This is a genomic window from Bacillus sp. AR8-1 (assembly GCF_008042345.1).
GTDB classification, from domain to species: Bacteria; Bacillota; Bacilli; order Bacillales; family Bacillaceae_G; genus Bacillus_A; species Bacillus_A cereus.
Window position 1 is genome coordinate 1 of the sequence record NZ_QNUB01000041.1, and the last position, 15,243, is coordinate 15,243.

Below are 15,243 nucleotides of genomic sequence, written 5' to 3' on the forward strand. Positions count from 1 at the left end.
GTCGTTCCTTGGCCTCCTCCGTTATTCGCTGGAGGTGTCGTTCCTTGACCATTTCCGTTATTTTGTTCATTTTGTTTCTTTTCTTCTTCTTGTTTCTTTTGCTCTTCTAGTTTCTTTTGTTCTTCTTGCTTCTTAAGTTCCTCTTGTTTCTTTTGCTCTTCTTGTTTTTTCAGTTCTTCTTGTTTCTTTAATTCTTCTTGCTTTTTCTCTTCTTCAGTTTTTTGCTGTTGATCTTGTTTTGGTTGCTCCGTTGTATCCGGTACGCTAGTATTTGGCGATGAATCACGTTTTTCACCTTTTATACGTAGCTCACTACCTTCTTGAATAACGCTACTTGGCATTTTAAAGCGTGATTTATCTGTAGCCATTTCACTCATCATTTCTTTAAAGATCAACTGTGCAATTTTCGTATTTTTACTACTAATATACTCGTCTTTACCATCTTTCATATACCCCGTCCATACTGCCATCGTATATTGCGGTGTATATCCAGCAAACCAACTATCACGAGTTGCACTTTCTGGAATTTTATATTGAGCTAATTGTTTTGATGAGTAGTTTGTCGTACCCGTTTTACCAGCTACATCTAAAGATGCTATATTTGCAGATGTACCAGTACCTGATGTAACTACAGAACGAAGCATATCTGTAATCATATATGCCGTAGAATCTGTCATAACTTGTTTTGGCTTTTGTCCAAAACTTTGTGACTTACCATCTGGATAAACAACTTTCTTAACAAAATGCGGTTTCGTATATTTACCATCATTACCAAATGCCGCATAAGCGCCCGCTATTTCAGTTGGTGATACTTCATTTGTACCAATCGCTGTTGATTCAGTCGGTGCCGCATTAAATGTAATGCCTAATTTCTCAGAGAAGTCTTTTGATTTATTAATTCCAACTTCTTTCGCAGTCTTAATTGCTGGGATATTTCGTGACTTTTCTAATGCTACACGCATTGTAATAGGTCCCATATGACTTCTATCTGAATTTCGTACTTCTTGTCCCGTTGAATACTTAAATGGAGAGTCATCAATTTGATGGTACGTGGCCCATTTTAAATATTCAATTGCAGGAGCGTAGTCGAAAATCGGCTTCATCGTTGAACCAGCTGCACGATCTAATTCAATTGCCATATTATGCCCTTTAAATACAGCTTTATTTTCTCCACGGCCACTACCTATAGCACGAACTTCTCCTGTTTTCGTATCCATAAATGTAAATGCACCTTGGAATTTATCGTTCGGATAATCAATGATATTATTATTTAAAATATTATCAGCGAGTTTCTGTGCTTTCGGATCTAACGTTGTATAAATTTCTAAACCATCAGAACCAATATTAGCATCTGGCAATTCTTTTTCTACTTCTTTCACAACTGCATCCATAAATGCAGGGTATGGCATTGTTTGTAGTTGAGTTGCAGGCTTGAGTCCCTTTTCTACGTCAACTTTTAATGCTTCTTCCATTTCCTGTTTTGTTATATATCCATGTCGATTCATTAAGTTTAGAACAACATTTCTTCTTTCTGTTGCTTTTTGAACATTTTCTTTTTTCGTTGGATCATAGTTATTCGGTGCTTTCGGTAAACCTGCCAGCATCGCAACTTCTGGTAATGTTAAGTCCTTCAATTCTTTACCATAGTAGTTTTGTGCTGCTGTTGCGATCCCATATGAACGGTTTCCTAAGTTAATTTTATTTAAGTACATCTCTAATATTTCATGTTTTGAATACTGTTGTTCTAGCTTATAAGCTAAATATATTTCTTGCGCCTTACGCTTTGGTGTTTTGTCCATTGATAAGAAGTAGTTTTTAATAACTTGCTGTGTTATCGTACTTCCACCTTGAGAACCGTAATCTCCTTTAAGACTTACTAGAACAGCACGCGCAGTACCTTTAAAATCTACTCCGCTATGCTCATAAAAACGTGAATCTTCTGTCGCTAAAAATGCATTTTCTACTAATTTAGGTATTTGCTCATACGTAACATTCGTCCTTTTTTCTTTTCCATATTCATATACCAAATCCCCGTTTTTATCATAAATTTTTGAGGATAACGGATTAACAAGTTTTGCTTTCTCAAGTTTTGGTGCATCCTTAATCATTACGAAAAAGGTAGCAACCCCCGCCACTAAACCAACAATACCAAGTAATAAACAAGTAATTAAAAACTTGCGAAAGAATGATGTTTTACCTTTTGGTTTTTGTGTTTTAGAAGCTGGTTGTTTTTTCTTTTTAACTTGTCGTCGTTCCTCTCGAGAACGATAATTTTCTGACATGTTACTTTCTCCTGCCTTTCAATTCTCCCGTTGATTTACTTAAAAATATTGAGGTCACTTTCTAAAATGCATTTGATTAAGAAAGTATATTGACCTGGAGCATTCAATATTTTCCCAATTCACAGATTATAAATTTTAGAATACTTCTTATACAAACTATTTTCACTTCTATTTTTCCTAATAACGCTGCCCCTTTAAGCATAGAATGTAAAAAGTGAATTTTTAATACCTCGTATAAATAATATACCTTTTTTTCAAATGGTCAATATTTTCTTATTTATAAATCAAAGGTGAAATAAAAATAGCACAACGATATGTACTTCGTGTGAACTTCCTTATAATTACGTATAACAAACATTTAATATATTGCATATAAGTATAATACCTCTTAATTTATAAGGATTTCAACTTCACAACCTCAATATCTACAAGAAATTATTAAAAATGAAAAGTGAGGAGTTGCGTAATGATGAAGCTATCTCCCGTGATTTCAAAAAATATAGTTGCTGTTGGCTATAATCCTTTTTCTATGATTTTGCGAATCCAATTAAAGAATGGTATGTACGATTTCTTTAATGTACCAGAAAGTATTTATACTGGCCTATTACATGCACAATCTAAAAGTTATTATCATAAAACTTATATTAAAAATTCTTTCCGCCACACAAAAATTTAAACTTAACACCCACTAAAAAAAGGAGGTTAATCCTCCTTTCTTTTAAAAACATTTCACAGATGAATTATCTTCGATTCCTCTTATTAATTTCATCATATGCTTGAATTTGTTTTTTCAAACGCCGATCAGCTTTTTTATCATGCACTACAAGAATTGCATGTATAACTCCTGGCACCCAAAATATTAATGTTAATATGAAATTTATTATTGCCTGAATTGGTTTTCCACAAAATAGTACAGCAACAGGTGGAAGAAAAATTGCTAATAAATACATCATCCCTTGAAAACTCCTTATTTTGTATTTTATATATCCCTTTTCAAAACATACGTAAAGAAACCTTATGATGTTGTTGTTACATAAATTTTCATTAAGTATATATAACATCTCTTACTTTATATATTCTATCTATAGGCAAAAAAACCTACTACTATTTTAATCTTAACGTACCTATAAAATTCATGTATCTCCTTCTATTTATATAAGTATTTCAACCTTTGCATTGTTTTCTAGCCTATTTTCTTCCTCTATTGCAGTTACTCCAATTGCAGAAATTAACGTTCCTATCGCTTGTATCCAAATACCAATGAGTGCAATTATTCTCTCATCCTTCTTATCAAAAATACTATCTTCATTTTCTCTCTCATCTTTCAATACATTTGAAACACCTTGATACGCTTGTAATCCAGCACCTAAACTTTGCATGGAGTTACCTAATATAATAATTTTCTGTAGTACATTTATATCCATCAAAGCTGCTTCTACTCCTAAAAAAGCACCGATCGATTGTAAACTGTTCCCTGTAATAATAAGATAATCATTTTCTTTCGATTGTTCATTTATATTAAAATATGTTCCTATTACATTTGATATATTCCCTAATGCTAATAGCTCAATTCCTATTTGATCAAGTAATTTACTTTGATTCTCTAAGCCTATATTTTGATTTTCTCTTTTTTCTTCCCCATCATCATAATTGCTCGCAATGATTTGTAATATATACCCGAGGGCTTGTAATGAGCTTCCTACAATAACGAGATCCGATTCAACTTTCTCTTCTCCAATAAATCCTCTTGTCGTTCCAATTGCAGCTGTAAGGTTCCCACCTACTTGAAACCATGCCCCTGTAACTTTTAAACCGCTTGGATTCATTTTTATCACCTATTTAAATATTTTCTAAACCTTTCAAAATAAAGTGAAACTTTAATCAGTGGGGTTTTCTTCATCCCCCTCCTAAATTCTTTGCTTTCGCTGAATTTTGAGGTAGGGGTCTTACTAATCGGCAAATAGCGGAATAAATAAATTCCACCCTTAATCTTTTATTTTATTTTTTAAATGTAATTTTGTGAATGATATAATGTGCTACTAATATAAAAAGCACCTTAAAGGTGCTTTTTATATGCATGCTGGGCATGTCAGTGAATCTCCATTTTTATCTATTGTTATATTCAATATATATTGAGTTGCTTTATGTGACCAAGTTTCAGGTGTAGGTGATTCATTTATATATTGTGGCGCACATGACTTCAGCATTGGAGTACTAATACTCCCTCCAGGATCTAAAGCAACTACAGCCATGCCATGAGGTAATTCCAGTGCCATAGATTTAGTGATACCTTCAATTGCAAATTTTGAGGCACAATATGGCGCAAGCTCAGCTTCACCTTCTCTCCCCCAACTAGAACTCATATTAATGATAATTCCTTCTTTCCTAGCTACCATTGCGGGAACAAACGCTCTTATTACATTTACTACACCATTCACGTTTACATTCATTACATTTTCGAATTCTTGAGCCGTAATTTTCCAAAGTTGTGCATTTTGATTTACAATCGATGCATTATTTATTATCATATCGGGAGCCGTATGTCTATTAAGTATATAATTTGCCCAGTTGTTAACTTGCTGAGAATCTGAAACATCAATTACTTGAAAATCATGTATTTTACTGTACTGTTTTTTTAGTTCTTCAATTTTATCTTTTGAACGTCCACAACCATATATGTTCCACCCTAATTCATCAAATCGGTCAACCATCGCACGTCCTAACCCTTGTGTCACACCTGTAATAATTACAGATTTACCAATTTCTTTTCTCTGCATTTCTCTCATCCTCCTTCCCTATATCTTACTCTCTTCATTTTTATTCAGCCATTTACTATAGTATCAACTCAACTCATACTTTAGTAATGGTTTTGATATTGCATACATAAATAAAAAAAGTAACCATCATGGTTACTTTTTGCTATATATCTAAAAATTCATTGTTTATTTCATTATCGTTTTTACATTTCAACTTCTCTTTTCCACATTTTTCACACTGGTAAATATAAACTACACCTAATGTATCTTTTTTAAAATCCTCATTATCCTGCATCTTAATAAAAATATATTTATGTTTACAATGCGATTCCCCCAAATAATTTTCAAACCACTTTTTCAACACAACACATTCCACCTTTATGATAGAACCTTTATTTAGCTGCCTTATTACATACTTTTATTTAAATATTCAATCTCATATTGCAATTTTTTAAATTGCTCAAAATGCATGGTAATAGATTGGCTACTACCATAATCAACATTTTGTTTCACTAATATAACACCCGTATCATGAAAAAGCGCTTCAAGTTCTTTCCTAATAGACACTTTCGCAATATGAGCTGTTTTAATTGCAGATAAAATTGCAATTTCATTAAACTTTAATTTTATTTCATTTGGACAAAATGCGTCTTCAACTAATATAACTTCATTACTATAAATTAGTGCAACAAGATTACTTGATTTGGCATCTGTTAAATCAACTTTTTTCATAATATCTTTCATTACATTTTGCCTCCTTTATTTTCGTATATATCAATTATACAAATTTTTTTAAAAAATTACTCAACTTTATTATATTAATTTTAACACACTTTTATTGAAATCCATGCTCCAAACGTTTTACTATTCCACAATTTTTATTATATGAACCATCTGGACTATAACTCCATATAGTAATGTTAACAACTTATTATAAAGCAGGTGAAAATTATGCCATCAGTTGTAGGGAATTTAGTTGTACAAAATAGTAATGGTTCATTTAACTTAGGTGATTTCTACAACGTTTCTCCAAAAGAAAATACGAAAGCTTATAATGGCTCTGGCGCATCAAACGTTGGTTTTGTTGTTAATACTTTTAGCGGTGTTAGCGCGACCAATACATTTGATTCTGACCTTGCAGATCAAAACCAAGTGGGTACAGCCTAATCTTATGTTCAACTTTTAGTATAGAAAATCTTAATTTGTCTATACTATAATCAGGCTGTTTGACAGCTCTTGTTGATTTTGGAGTACCCTATCTTTTTCTCCCTTTCCCTGGGGCTCAGCAGCTAGCACGAAGCTAGCTGCTTTTTCTTGTATTATTTGTCTCATAAATCAGAAATAAAAGAAGCTGCCATTTAATATTCAGCTTCTTTTACGTTATTTCAATAATATCCATAGCGTTAAATACGTAAGTTTTATAAAAGGCGTCTGTACAAATTACAATTTGTTTTACCGGATTGATATGTACAACAGTCATGTAGTTTGTTAGTATGTAACCATCTTCAAAATATGTTACCAATATTTCTTTCTCAGACAGTAATGACGTTAATAATTTATCAGAAATTCTCTCTTTTGCTTCGTTTGTTAAAAGCGGTTTTTGTACTTTTAATTTCTCTCCAATAATCTTTCTCATATTTAAAAGTTGTTCGGATATTACTGTAAACGGAACCCACTCTCTTTCTTCCTTTTGTATCTTTACATCGTTCATTTTTATCTCCTTGATCATTTATACATTTATTTAGCCATACTATCCCTTAGTTATTTTTAATACGCACTAAACTCGGATTTACTTCTAAACTATAATTAGGTTACCTCTCAAAAGAACATTCGTTCTTATTATACACGAACTTACGTTCTTTTGAGAAGAGCCATACTTATTATTTTTTAACAAAAAACATAATTTTATTTATCTCCATACTTTTTTCCTTTATCAAATAAACTTCTCATTTCTTATGTAAAATGCATATAACAACTAAAAGGCGACTTCACACAAAGTGAAATCGCCTTTTCTTAAAAAATATTTCAATGTTTATTTTTCTATCCTAACTAATGTTCTTTCTGGAATACATAATTCATCTATATTAAAATGATTTATTTTTAATTTCAATTCCCCTACTCGTTCCTTATCTTCATCACCAACCCAACAACTGAATAATTCGAAATAGTCTCCATCTTCCAAATAACCTTCCATAATCTTGCATAAAGTTAAAAGTTTTTCTTTCGCTTCTTTTTTTTCCTTTACGTTTTGCCACTCGACAAGTTCAATTCCCCAACTAGTTGAAACCTCATATATGTAATTTTTTTGGAATTGATACTCTTGTACCATTTCAAGCATACTTTCCTCTGCAAAACATGATCCAAAAACAATTACATCATTAGAATCGGGCTCCGTTAACGGAATTTCTACATTACAGCCTATGTAACTTGCTAAACTCATTTTATACTCCTCCAATATTCGTATAAAAAATACTTCATAGTATATTTATTTACTTAAATATAAAATCCCTGCCTAAACAAAAAAGTTTTAAATTTTTTCGTTTATTAACCATCTATAACTGAACACATATACTATGATGAACGAACTCACAAAGCATAAGAAAAGAGAGCATTTACAACACTCTCTTTTCTTACATACTCTATGAAACTTTACAAAACTGAATCAGTGATTTTTATTATTATATTTCATTACATATACTTAGGTTGTACTATTATATGTAACTCTCTCTCTGTATCCGCTTTTTTCGGATGACGAAAATAATTAAGTTCGTACTTTAACACTTTATACTCAACAATCCCGATTTTAATCCCTTTCGTTTCTTTTAATATAGCTAATAAATCACTTACATTTTCATCATATGACTCAAAAATTTTCGCGCCGCCCTCTCCTTGAAAGATTACTTTCATATATTCTCCCCACCTTAATTTATTGATGTGGTAAATGACGCGTTTAATACGATTCATTATTTATCCTAAAATTTTCACACCAAAAAGAACATCCTTTCCATTCGAATGCTCAGCTTTTTACTAATTATCCATATTAAATATTTATTCAAAAACATTATATGTATTATTTTTTAAATTACGTTCGATATCCATTATTTCCCATTGTAATTCTTAATATTTAAATGTAATATTGTATTGTCTTACTATCTATTTATAACTCACACACTAATTAGAAAAGGGAACTCTATATGAGTTCCCTTTTCTAATTATGATTACAATCATTATTTCTTTTCTAGAAATTTAAATGTATCTTTAAATTCTTTATTATTCACTTTAATATCAGCATCTTTCAATAAATCATTGACTACTTGTTGTTTCCATTTACCTGTCGTATCTTGTAGTCTTTGTTGTTCTAAATCTTTACGAATTTTTTCCTTTACTTCATCAAATGGCTTCAATTCTTTTTTATCCGTCACTTTAATAATATGGTAACCGTAAGTTGTTTTAACTGGATCACTTACTTGGCCTGCATCTAATTTATACGCAGCTTCCTCAAATTCTTTCACAGTTTGTCCAGGAGCAAAACCAGATATTTCCCCGCCCTGTTCCTTTGAACCAGTATCTTCTGAATACTGTTTTGCTAAGGCAGCAAAATCTTCACCATTATTTACTTTCTCCTTTACTTCTTTAGCTGTCTTTTCATCTTTCACTAAAATGTGACTTACTTTCATTTCTGGTTTATAGTTATTTTTCACATCTTTTTCTGTGACTGTTGCTTTAATCGCTTTCTCAAATGCAATTTCTGGCTTCATTTTTTCTTTTAATTCATCTTCATTTTTCAATCCAAGTTGTTCTAAAGTTGATTTAAAGTTCTCACCCATTTTATCTTTTGCTTCTTCTACTTTCTTTTTTGCTTCCTCATCCGAAACTTTATATTTATCTAACAATGCCTTACTTAACATCATTTGATATAAAGTACTTTCTCCATATTGTTGTCTTAATTCTTTACTTAATTCTTTCTCTGTAACATTTCCTACTTTTGATGTTACTACGTTGTCTGAAGAACCACATGCAGATAATGCTAGCATCACGCATGAAATAATTGTTCCAATAAATATTTTTTTCTTTTTCAATTCAAATACCTCACTTTTATCATTATGCAAATTAACTATACACAGGCATTGTGAAAACAGTGTGTTTTCTGCATGTAATTCATTTCATATGAGTTGACTATGTATCATGCATTTCCATTTTTAAACATAAAGAGTCTTCTTACTATTATGTATAGTAAGAAGACTCTTTACATACACCTCAAAAACAATACGGCTGCTATAGTTACTTAATACTTACATGTTCTTCAGGTATCCAACTATTCTGCCCGATATCTACCGCATTTCCCACTCTACCCCACACTCGAAAAGATGTCGATCCATCTATATTTCCTTTATAATTCATACATTCAGGCTCTTCATAATAATTTACTCTGTAGCCGACAGGATATTTCGAAGTTGCATAAAACCATTTCACCTTAAAATGTTTTAAATATGCCCACTGCTTATCGTTCCCTAAACAAATCATATCTTGCTCACCGCCTCCCCAATAACCTGTTAAGATTAAATATGGAATTTTCTGAGTGAGTGCACCTGTAAATTGAGGATTCATGGGGTTCTCATATAAATTTATTCCGTATCCATCAGGATATTTCGAAACTGCAATACCAATGCCATTCGGTTGCTGTTTATACACTATGTTAGATTGATTTGCTTTGTTCGAATCTATAAACCAAGAAAGTGACTTATTTCCTACTAATCGATTCAGATCACATTTCCCAATCCCAGGAACATTCCCTGAATCCGTATATTGCCAAATATCACATGGATATGCTGGCTTATTCCCTCCATAACGAGGGATCCATACGAAATCAGCTTCAATATTACGTGCTCCAAATGATAAATACATGTGATGCCCTACATATAATCCTACTTTTTCCGCACCTAAACGGCGTAATTCATCAATAAATGCCTGTGTCCCGCCTTGCATATCTGCCATCGTTTGAACTTCTACGTCCGCCACCCAAAACTTAGCTGATTGATCACCACGATTCCAAAAATCTTGTGCCTCTTTCTTTGCATCAGCAATAGATATAAAACGGCAAAAAGCATAATTACCGAATGGGATACTATACTTTTTCATTTCACTAACATAATTTTGATACATAAAATCCACCGTATTAGAGCCATCTTGAACTCTAGCAATCACTAAATCTAGCTGAGATGCTGCAATATCCCAATTGATAGTTCCATTCCATTTTGAAATATCTACAATATACCCCATACATTCCAGCTCCTTTTTAATGTCTTATTCATAGCTTGTTTTATTGTAAGCCTTATCTCTCTAAAACTAGCTATCTATAATATAAATAAAAAGAATCGTTACTGTTTTAAAAAATATATTCTCTTTCAGAAATATTTCTATTAACTTTAACATATATACCATATAAAACATTCTCATATTTGAAATATACCCTACTATTCATTTGTTATGTAATCTCGTCCTATCAATCCAGGTATCAATCATTTTTACGGATATTAGAAAACATCCCCCTACATTATTAAATTAAAACTTCCAAACTTAACGCATGCACTAAAATAATATAATTACCACCAACAGGAATAAGCGGCCCAACTGTAACAGTTGGATCAGCACCTATTGAATTTTTTAATTCATTAAAATATGTGATCCACGGTGGCGAAAGCTGAGCTTGTACATTTTCTTCCACTATTTTATACTACCTCCTTATACAATTCTTACTAACATAATATGTAGAAAATAAAAAAATGCATTAGTTATATTAACCATTTGCGTATTTATTGATTATATTAATTAAACGTTTTATTTCGCATTCTCAATTTCCCCTTTACATCTTTAAGCAATTTTACTACTATGAAATTCTTTATTATAAGCAAATCCACTGAAGTTTCATATTATACTAATACGACTCTACATCCTTTAACTTATAATACTCAATATTAGGAGCTGATTTCATGGAAAAAAAACCTATCGTGTTCAAAATCCCACCAAATTCAAAACTAAAAGTTACATTTTTCGGTCCTTGTAACGAAGTAATTACAAATGTGTCTATAATTAATCAACTATGCACCCCTAAATGTCAAACTATCACGCAATATCCAGACTTTAAGAAATATGTGACTGAAGTACGATCGCTATCCCGTTGTTAGTCCGCATAATGTACGATTTTCACAAATTTGTTACCTAAAATAACTGAGAAAGAAAATAAATGCATTCCTAAACTAAAATTACACATTTTATGATATTCCATTGATAATTCATTGATTTTTTACACGTTTTTATTAAAAGAACATATATTATCGTATGGAGATTATCCACTCATAAAACCTATCTTTCTTTAGAGCGTACTTATTATGTATGCTCTTTTTTTATGCAACCGTCCCCCTTCTAAATTGACCAATAATATATTAAAATTCTTTATATACTCAAGGAGGTCAAATATGTTCAAGCTGCATCCAATACTACTCATCTTAGGATTGATTTTGTTTTTATATAGTGTAATCGCCTTTATGTTATTCTTTTCAGTGTATTAGTATTACCTTCACAAATCTATGTTCAATATATAATTTCTATATAGTAAAGAAAAAACGTAACGATACGATCTTTTATGTATTCCTTCTTTCTTGTTCTATAAGAAAACTAGTAAACTTACTAACAATGAGTTTGTACAAGCATGTTACTTATTATTCTGTTTATTATCTGAAGAAGATTGAAACCCTTACAAATTAAACTATACTTAACCTGTTTACTTATATATTTTAGAAAAACAATAATAATCCCCCACCATTTGGTAAGGGGATTAACTAAACCTACTAAAAAACATTTAATGATCTGTTTTATTTAATTGGAGAAGGAAATCTTGCCACTTCAAAGTGAACCGTATTTACACCATTAACATTTTGTACAATTACGCCAGCAATACTACTTTCTGCAAAAATTTCAACTACATCTCCTGCTTCTAATTGAAGAATAGTAGTTACGGAAACATCATTATTAAAAAATACTCCTGTTCCAAAGAAATCATTATCTATCGCTATTGCTGGATTTCCATTCACACGAATTTCTACTCTAGCTCTGTAATTCACATTAAAATCATTTGGAGAAAATGTTATATTTCCTAATACACTATATACCCCTCTAGTTTTCGGAGTGAAAATGGATGTTACTGGATTATATTCATTCGCTAGATCAAATTGTTCATTTTGAAATAATACTTTAACAGGAGTATTTGCTAGAACAGGTTGATTAACTGTATTCACAGCTCTAAATGCCGATGCCCTTACAAGCTCCTCTTTCTTATCATCACAACACTTCACCTTTACATACTTCCTATCACATTTACTACTTTTCCTATAACAATCATGACTTTCCTTTTTGTAATCTTTACAATACTTACAGTAATAATAAGACATAGTTAGTCCCCCTTTCCTTTACACTTATTTTTACATAGTATGCTATATAGATTAGAATAGCTTGGACGACCTGTTACTATTTTTAATAGAGTAAAAAACCCTCACCATTTCGGTGAGGGTTTACCTTTAAGCTTCTGTAAACTCATTGTTTAATGACTTTATTTAATTGAAGAAGGAAATCTTGCTGCTTCAAAATGTGCACCATCTTCTAAAGGACTTAAAACTCCATCTATACTACTTTGTGCATAAATCTCAACTTCATCCCCTGCATTCAATTGAACAATCGTCGAAACACTTACTACATTTCCAAAACTTATGGGACCAAAAAAGTCATTATCTATAGCTATCGCTGCGTTTCCATTCACACGAATTTCTACACGCGCTCTATAATTTAAAGTTGGATCGTTTGGAAAGAAACCAATCGTTCCAATAATAGAATATACTCCTTTAGTCTTCGGCATAAAAATAGATGTTGCTGGATTATACTCATTCGCTAAATCAAATTGTTCATTTTGAAATAACACTTTCACAAAAGTATTAGCAGGAACATTTTGATTTACTGTATTTCTAGCTCTAAATGCGGATGCTCTAACAAGATTGTCCTTGTTATCATGGCACTTACAAGTGTTCTTACAACAATCATGATGCTTCTTTTTATACTCCTTACAATACTTACAGTAGTAATAACAAGACATACTAATTCCCCTTTCAAACTTATTACTATATATTATGTAAGATTGATTTATAAGGTTTGGACTAGCTATTTTTATTATTCATAAGGGCGCTATTAACCTGCACCCTTATTTATATACACCACTTCATTCCTTACTAGTTATAAGTTGTATACAGTCCCATATGGAATAGTCAGAAAAGAACTTCCGTACGGTGTAACTTGATGTACTGGGTAAAAATACTCTACGGATGAGTAATATGGTTGTACACCTTGCTGCTGCATTTGCATTTGTTGTTGCATTTGCAATGCTTGTTGAATAGCTTGGACTGTACTTTGTGCTCCACTATACGTTATAGACGTACCATACGCTGGTCGCATGCCAGCTTGAGAATTAAAATATGAATAAAACATGATTTTCAACTCACTTCCGTATAATTTATTACAAATTATATTATGATTCTTTATTTCAGTGGGTACTATAAAGCTAGTCCGCTCGCTTATATTCAAATGACAAAATAAAAAAGTAGCTGCTAGACTACTTTGACTCCTTCTTATTACCAAATGAAATGATATACATATTCTCCTGTTACACGCTCATTAATTCCCGCAACCCTAACGAACCTAAGTAAATCCGCCCCTTGAAGAAAATATATCGACATCGTAACCGGTACTTGTGACCACATGAATTGAAAAAGCTCATTCACCCTCTGATTCGTCGTAATGATTAAATCATTTACAGGTCCATGATTCCATGCAGAGGTTTGAACTGAAGTGAAAGAAAGGTCTTTCCCATTAACCACTATTCTTGCCACGCTTTGAGTTATGTCCACAATAATCCCCTCCAACATTACAAAAATTGGACCTTTTTTAGTTCATATTATTATAAATATTCTTGACTGTAATAAATGTTTAAGGCAAATCCCTAATAAAGTGAAACTTTAATCAGTGGGGGCTTACTGCCCGTTAATGCGGGATAAAATTTTTTATTCATATCCCTCAATTCCCATTACAACCATATAATTTCTAACCTTATTCAATTTTTGTAATTAAAATAAAAAATAGCTAATTCACTACTTAAAAAGTAAAAAAGCATCAGATTGACTAGTATGTAGATGGTTAAATGAATGTAAAATGTTTTTAAATTATCTACTCTTTTTTTAGTTTGGAAGTAACTCTCATCTCGTCCCATCTTTATACACCACTTTCTTAATCACACTGAACGCAATATTCAATTGATGAGTTTGTCATTTCGTTACCTCCAATTAACGCCTTTGTTCAATGTAGTAATTTTCTTGTATAATAAAAGTTAATTAATCTAGAAGGGACTGAATTATGCGCAGATATCAATATTTTTAATCTACCTATCATTACAACATAACGGAGGTAAAAGTATTGATTACAGAACTACACTCACAGAGATTATATTTAAGGAAAATGAAAGCATCTGATTCACTAAGTATGTTTAAAATATGGTCTGATCCTGATGTTACTAAATTCATGAATATAAGTAATTTCACTGATGAGAACCAGGCAAAAGATATGATTCAATTCCTTAACGAACTCGCTCAAAATAATAAAGCTATACGTTTTACTATTATTGAAAAAGAATCTAATCACATTATCGGTTCATGTGGCTATAATTCCTTAGATTTTGAAAACTCAAAGACTGAGATTGGCTATGATATTTCAAAAACATTTTGGGGTAGAGGATATGCACCTGAAGCAATATCCTCTTTATTAGATTATGCTTTTACACATCTAAAACTATATCGTGTTGAAGCAAAAGTTGAACCTGCAAATGTAAATTCCATAAAAGTATTAGAAAAATTAAACTTTACTTTTGAAGGTACTCTGAGAAAGAGCGAAAAATCAGCTGGAAAGCTTATCGATTTAAATATCTATTCGAAATTAATAAGCGATTAATTTTAGTCCCTCTGCCCATACTCAATCAAAGTGTGGGCTTCTTTAATTTCTGTATAAAATTCAAAAGTTTGACACAATCCTGGAAAAAGCTTATAAAGAAAAGTGAGGTTCCGTTATTTTCACACTTAGTAGCGCAGTCATGTTACATACAATTTTATAAG

Annotated in this window: 20 protein-coding genes and 1 pseudogene; 4 read left to right on the plus strand and 17 right to left on the minus strand. The window is 31.6% G+C overall.

Annotation, left to right across the window (positions count from 1 at the left end; all coding sequences use genetic code 11):
- A partial coding sequence (locus DN400_RS23060) for a transglycosylase domain-containing protein (protein ID WP_142316836.1) occupies nt 1-2,282 on the minus strand: 2,282 nt, incomplete at its 3' end.
- 466 nt (nt 2,283-2,748) lie between these two features.
- Here DN400_RS23060 and DN400_RS23065 point away from each other — a divergent pair.
- The gene (locus tag DN400_RS23065; protein WP_000977080.1) at nt 2,749-2,958 is read left to right on the plus strand and encodes a KTSC domain-containing protein; all 210 of its coding nucleotides are present in this window, start codon (nt 2,749-2,751) and stop codon (nt 2,956-2,958) included.
- 64 nt (nt 2,959-3,022) lie between these two features.
- On the opposite strand, the gene DN400_RS23070 is transcribed toward DN400_RS23065, so the two are convergent.
- The 5 genes from DN400_RS23070 to DN400_RS23090 all read right to left on the minus strand — a co-directional run bounded on the left by DN400_RS23070 (nt 3,023) and on the right by DN400_RS23090 (nt 5,782).
- Nucleotides 3,023-3,235, minus strand: coding sequence for a YqaE/Pmp3 family membrane protein (locus DN400_RS23070; protein ID WP_000990219.1), 213 nt, complete (start codon nt 3,233-3,235; stop codon nt 3,023-3,025).
- 198 nt (nt 3,236-3,433) lie between these two features.
- The gene (locus DN400_RS23075; protein ID WP_098211195.1) at nt 3,434-4,108 is read right to left on the minus strand and encodes a DUF6944 family repetitive protein; all 675 of its coding nucleotides are present in this window, start codon (nt 4,106-4,108) and stop codon (nt 3,434-3,436) included.
- A 243-nt stretch (nt 4,109-4,351) separates the two neighbouring features.
- Nucleotides 4,352-5,059 (minus strand): SDR family oxidoreductase, encoded by a 708-nt coding sequence (locus DN400_RS23080; protein ID WP_001189038.1) that lies wholly within the window; start codon nt 5,057-5,059, stop codon nt 4,352-4,354.
- 142 nt (nt 5,060-5,201) lie between these two features.
- Nucleotides 5,202-5,402, minus strand: a complete 201-nt coding sequence (locus DN400_RS23085) for a hypothetical protein (RefSeq protein WP_000915134.1) — start codon at nt 5,400-5,402, stop codon at nt 5,202-5,204.
- 44 nt (nt 5,403-5,446) lie between these two features.
- Nucleotides 5,447-5,782: a hypothetical protein gene (locus tag DN400_RS23090; protein WP_000651909.1), complete on the minus strand. Its 336-nt coding sequence runs from the start codon at nt 5,780-5,782 to the stop codon at nt 5,447-5,449.
- A gap of 207 nt (nt 5,783-5,989) precedes the next feature.
- Here DN400_RS23090 and gerPF point away from each other — a divergent pair, with 207 nt between their 5' ends.
- Nucleotides 5,990-6,205, plus strand: coding sequence for a spore germination protein GerPF (gene gerPF / locus DN400_RS23095; protein WP_001141569.1), 216 nt, complete (start codon nt 5,990-5,992; stop codon nt 6,203-6,205).
- A gap of 208 nt (nt 6,206-6,413) precedes the next feature.
- On the opposite strand, the gene DN400_RS23100 is transcribed toward gerPF, so the two are convergent.
- The 6 genes from DN400_RS23100 to DN400_RS29625 all read right to left on the minus strand — a co-directional run bounded on the left by DN400_RS23100 (nt 6,414) and on the right by DN400_RS29625 (nt 10,763).
- Nucleotides 6,414-6,749: a YolD-like family protein gene (locus tag DN400_RS23100; RefSeq protein ID WP_002093988.1), complete on the minus strand. Its 336-nt coding sequence runs from the start codon at nt 6,747-6,749 to the stop codon at nt 6,414-6,416.
- 321 nt (nt 6,750-7,070) lie between these two features.
- Nucleotides 7,071-7,478, minus strand: a complete 408-nt coding sequence (locus DN400_RS23105) for a hypothetical protein (RefSeq protein ID WP_061660149.1) — start codon at nt 7,476-7,478, stop codon at nt 7,071-7,073.
- 248 nt (nt 7,479-7,726) lie between these two features.
- A complete protein-coding gene (locus tag DN400_RS23110; RefSeq protein ID WP_000864277.1) occupies nt 7,727-7,945 on the minus strand; it encodes a hypothetical protein in 219 nt (72 codons plus the stop codon).
- Nucleotides 7,946-8,265: 320 nt separating this feature from the next.
- A complete protein-coding gene (locus DN400_RS23115) occupies nt 8,266-9,117 on the minus strand; it encodes a peptidylprolyl isomerase PrsA (protein ID WP_000727353.1) in 852 nt (283 codons plus the stop codon).
- Between the two features lie 202 nt (nt 9,118-9,319).
- Nucleotides 9,320-10,318 (minus strand): glycoside hydrolase family 25 protein, encoded by a 999-nt coding sequence (locus DN400_RS23120; RefSeq protein WP_000540668.1) that lies wholly within the window; start codon nt 10,316-10,318, stop codon nt 9,320-9,322.
- 277 nt (nt 10,319-10,595) lie between these two features.
- Nucleotides 10,596-10,763, minus strand: coding sequence for a hypothetical protein (locus tag DN400_RS29625; RefSeq protein ID WP_000392277.1), 168 nt, complete (start codon nt 10,761-10,763; stop codon nt 10,596-10,598).
- 265 nt (nt 10,764-11,028) lie between these two features.
- Between DN400_RS29625 and DN400_RS23125 the strand changes: the two genes are divergently transcribed.
- Entirely contained in the window at nt 11,029-11,223 is a 195-nt protein-coding gene (locus DN400_RS23125; protein ID WP_000412557.1) for a hypothetical protein, read from the plus strand.
- Nucleotides 11,224-11,910: 687 nt separating this feature from the next.
- Here DN400_RS23125 and DN400_RS23130 read toward each other — a convergent pair.
- The 5 genes and pseudogenes from DN400_RS23130 to DN400_RS23150 all read right to left on the minus strand — a co-directional run.
- Nucleotides 11,911-12,486 carry a complement C1q domain-containing protein gene (locus DN400_RS23130; RefSeq protein ID WP_000122945.1) on the minus strand — a complete coding sequence of 192 codons (576 nt, stop codon included), beginning with the start codon at nt 12,484-12,486 and terminating at the stop codon, nt 11,911-11,913.
- Between the two features lie 158 nt (nt 12,487-12,644).
- Nucleotides 12,645-13,181, minus strand: a complete 537-nt coding sequence (locus DN400_RS23135) for a C1q-like domain-containing protein (RefSeq protein WP_001278087.1) — start codon at nt 13,179-13,181, stop codon at nt 12,645-12,647.
- Nucleotides 13,182-13,318: 137 nt separating this feature from the next.
- A complete protein-coding gene (locus DN400_RS23140) occupies nt 13,319-13,570 on the minus strand; it encodes a DUF3947 family protein (protein WP_000500102.1) in 252 nt (83 codons plus the stop codon).
- A 143-nt stretch (nt 13,571-13,713) separates the two neighbouring features.
- The gene (locus DN400_RS23145) at nt 13,714-13,989 is read right to left on the minus strand and encodes a hypothetical protein (RefSeq protein ID WP_000355690.1); all 276 of its coding nucleotides are present in this window, start codon (nt 13,987-13,989) and stop codon (nt 13,714-13,716) included.
- Nucleotides 13,990-14,201: 212 nt separating this feature from the next.
- A pseudogene (locus tag DN400_RS23150) lies at nt 14,202-14,348 on the minus strand (2TM domain-containing protein); the annotation flags it as partial.
- A gap of 203 nt (nt 14,349-14,551) precedes the next feature.
- Here DN400_RS23150 and DN400_RS23155 point away from each other — a divergent pair.
- The gene (locus DN400_RS23155) at nt 14,552-15,082 is read left to right on the plus strand and encodes a GNAT family N-acetyltransferase (protein WP_000627262.1); all 531 of its coding nucleotides are present in this window, start codon (nt 14,552-14,554) and stop codon (nt 15,080-15,082) included.
- Nucleotides 15,083-15,243: the final 161 nt, after the last annotated feature.

Excerpts from the sequence above, each read along its gene's own strand:
- DN400_RS23065 (WP_000977080.1), top strand. The coding sequence starts at position 2,749 with ATGATGAAGCTATCTCCCGTGATTTCAAAAAATATAGTTGCTGTTGGC.
- DN400_RS23070 (WP_000990219.1), bottom strand. The coding sequence starts at position 3,235 with ATGATGTATTTATTAGCAATTTTTCTTCCACCTGTTGCTGTACTATTT.
- DN400_RS23075 (WP_098211195.1), bottom strand. The coding sequence starts at position 4,108 with ATGAATCCAAGCGGTTTAAAAGTTACAGGGGCATGGTTTCAAGTAGGT.
- DN400_RS23080 (WP_001189038.1), bottom strand. The coding sequence starts at position 5,059 with ATGCAGAGAAAAGAAATTGGTAAATCTGTAATTATTACAGGTGTGACA.
- DN400_RS23090 (WP_000651909.1), bottom strand. The coding sequence starts at position 5,782 with ATGAAAGATATTATGAAAAAAGTTGATTTAACAGATGCCAAATCAAGT.
- gerPF (WP_001141569.1), top strand. The coding sequence starts at position 5,990 with ATGCCATCAGTTGTAGGGAATTTAGTTGTACAAAATAGTAATGGTTCA.
- DN400_RS23100 (WP_002093988.1), bottom strand. The coding sequence starts at position 6,749 with ATGAACGATGTAAAGATACAAAAGGAAGAAAGAGAGTGGGTTCCGTTT.
- DN400_RS23105 (WP_061660149.1), bottom strand. The coding sequence starts at position 7,478 with ATGAGTTTAGCAAGTTACATAGGCTGTAATGTAGAAATTCCGTTAACG.
- DN400_RS23110 (WP_000864277.1), bottom strand. The coding sequence starts at position 7,945 with ATGAAAGTAATCTTTCAAGGAGAGGGCGGCGCGAAAATTTTTGAGTCA.
- DN400_RS23120 (WP_000540668.1), bottom strand. The coding sequence starts at position 10,318 with ATGGGGTATATTGTAGATATTTCAAAATGGAATGGAACTATCAATTGG.
- DN400_RS23125 (WP_000412557.1), top strand. The coding sequence starts at position 11,029 with ATGGAAAAAAAACCTATCGTGTTCAAAATCCCACCAAATTCAAAACTA.
- DN400_RS23130 (WP_000122945.1), bottom strand. The coding sequence starts at position 12,486 with ATGTCTTATTATTACTGTAAGTATTGTAAAGATTACAAAAAGGAAAGT.
- DN400_RS23135 (WP_001278087.1), bottom strand. The coding sequence starts at position 13,181 with ATGTCTTGTTATTACTACTGTAAGTATTGTAAGGAGTATAAAAAGAAG.
- DN400_RS23140 (WP_000500102.1), bottom strand. The coding sequence starts at position 13,570 with ATGTTTTATTCATATTTTAATTCTCAAGCTGGCATGCGACCAGCGTAT.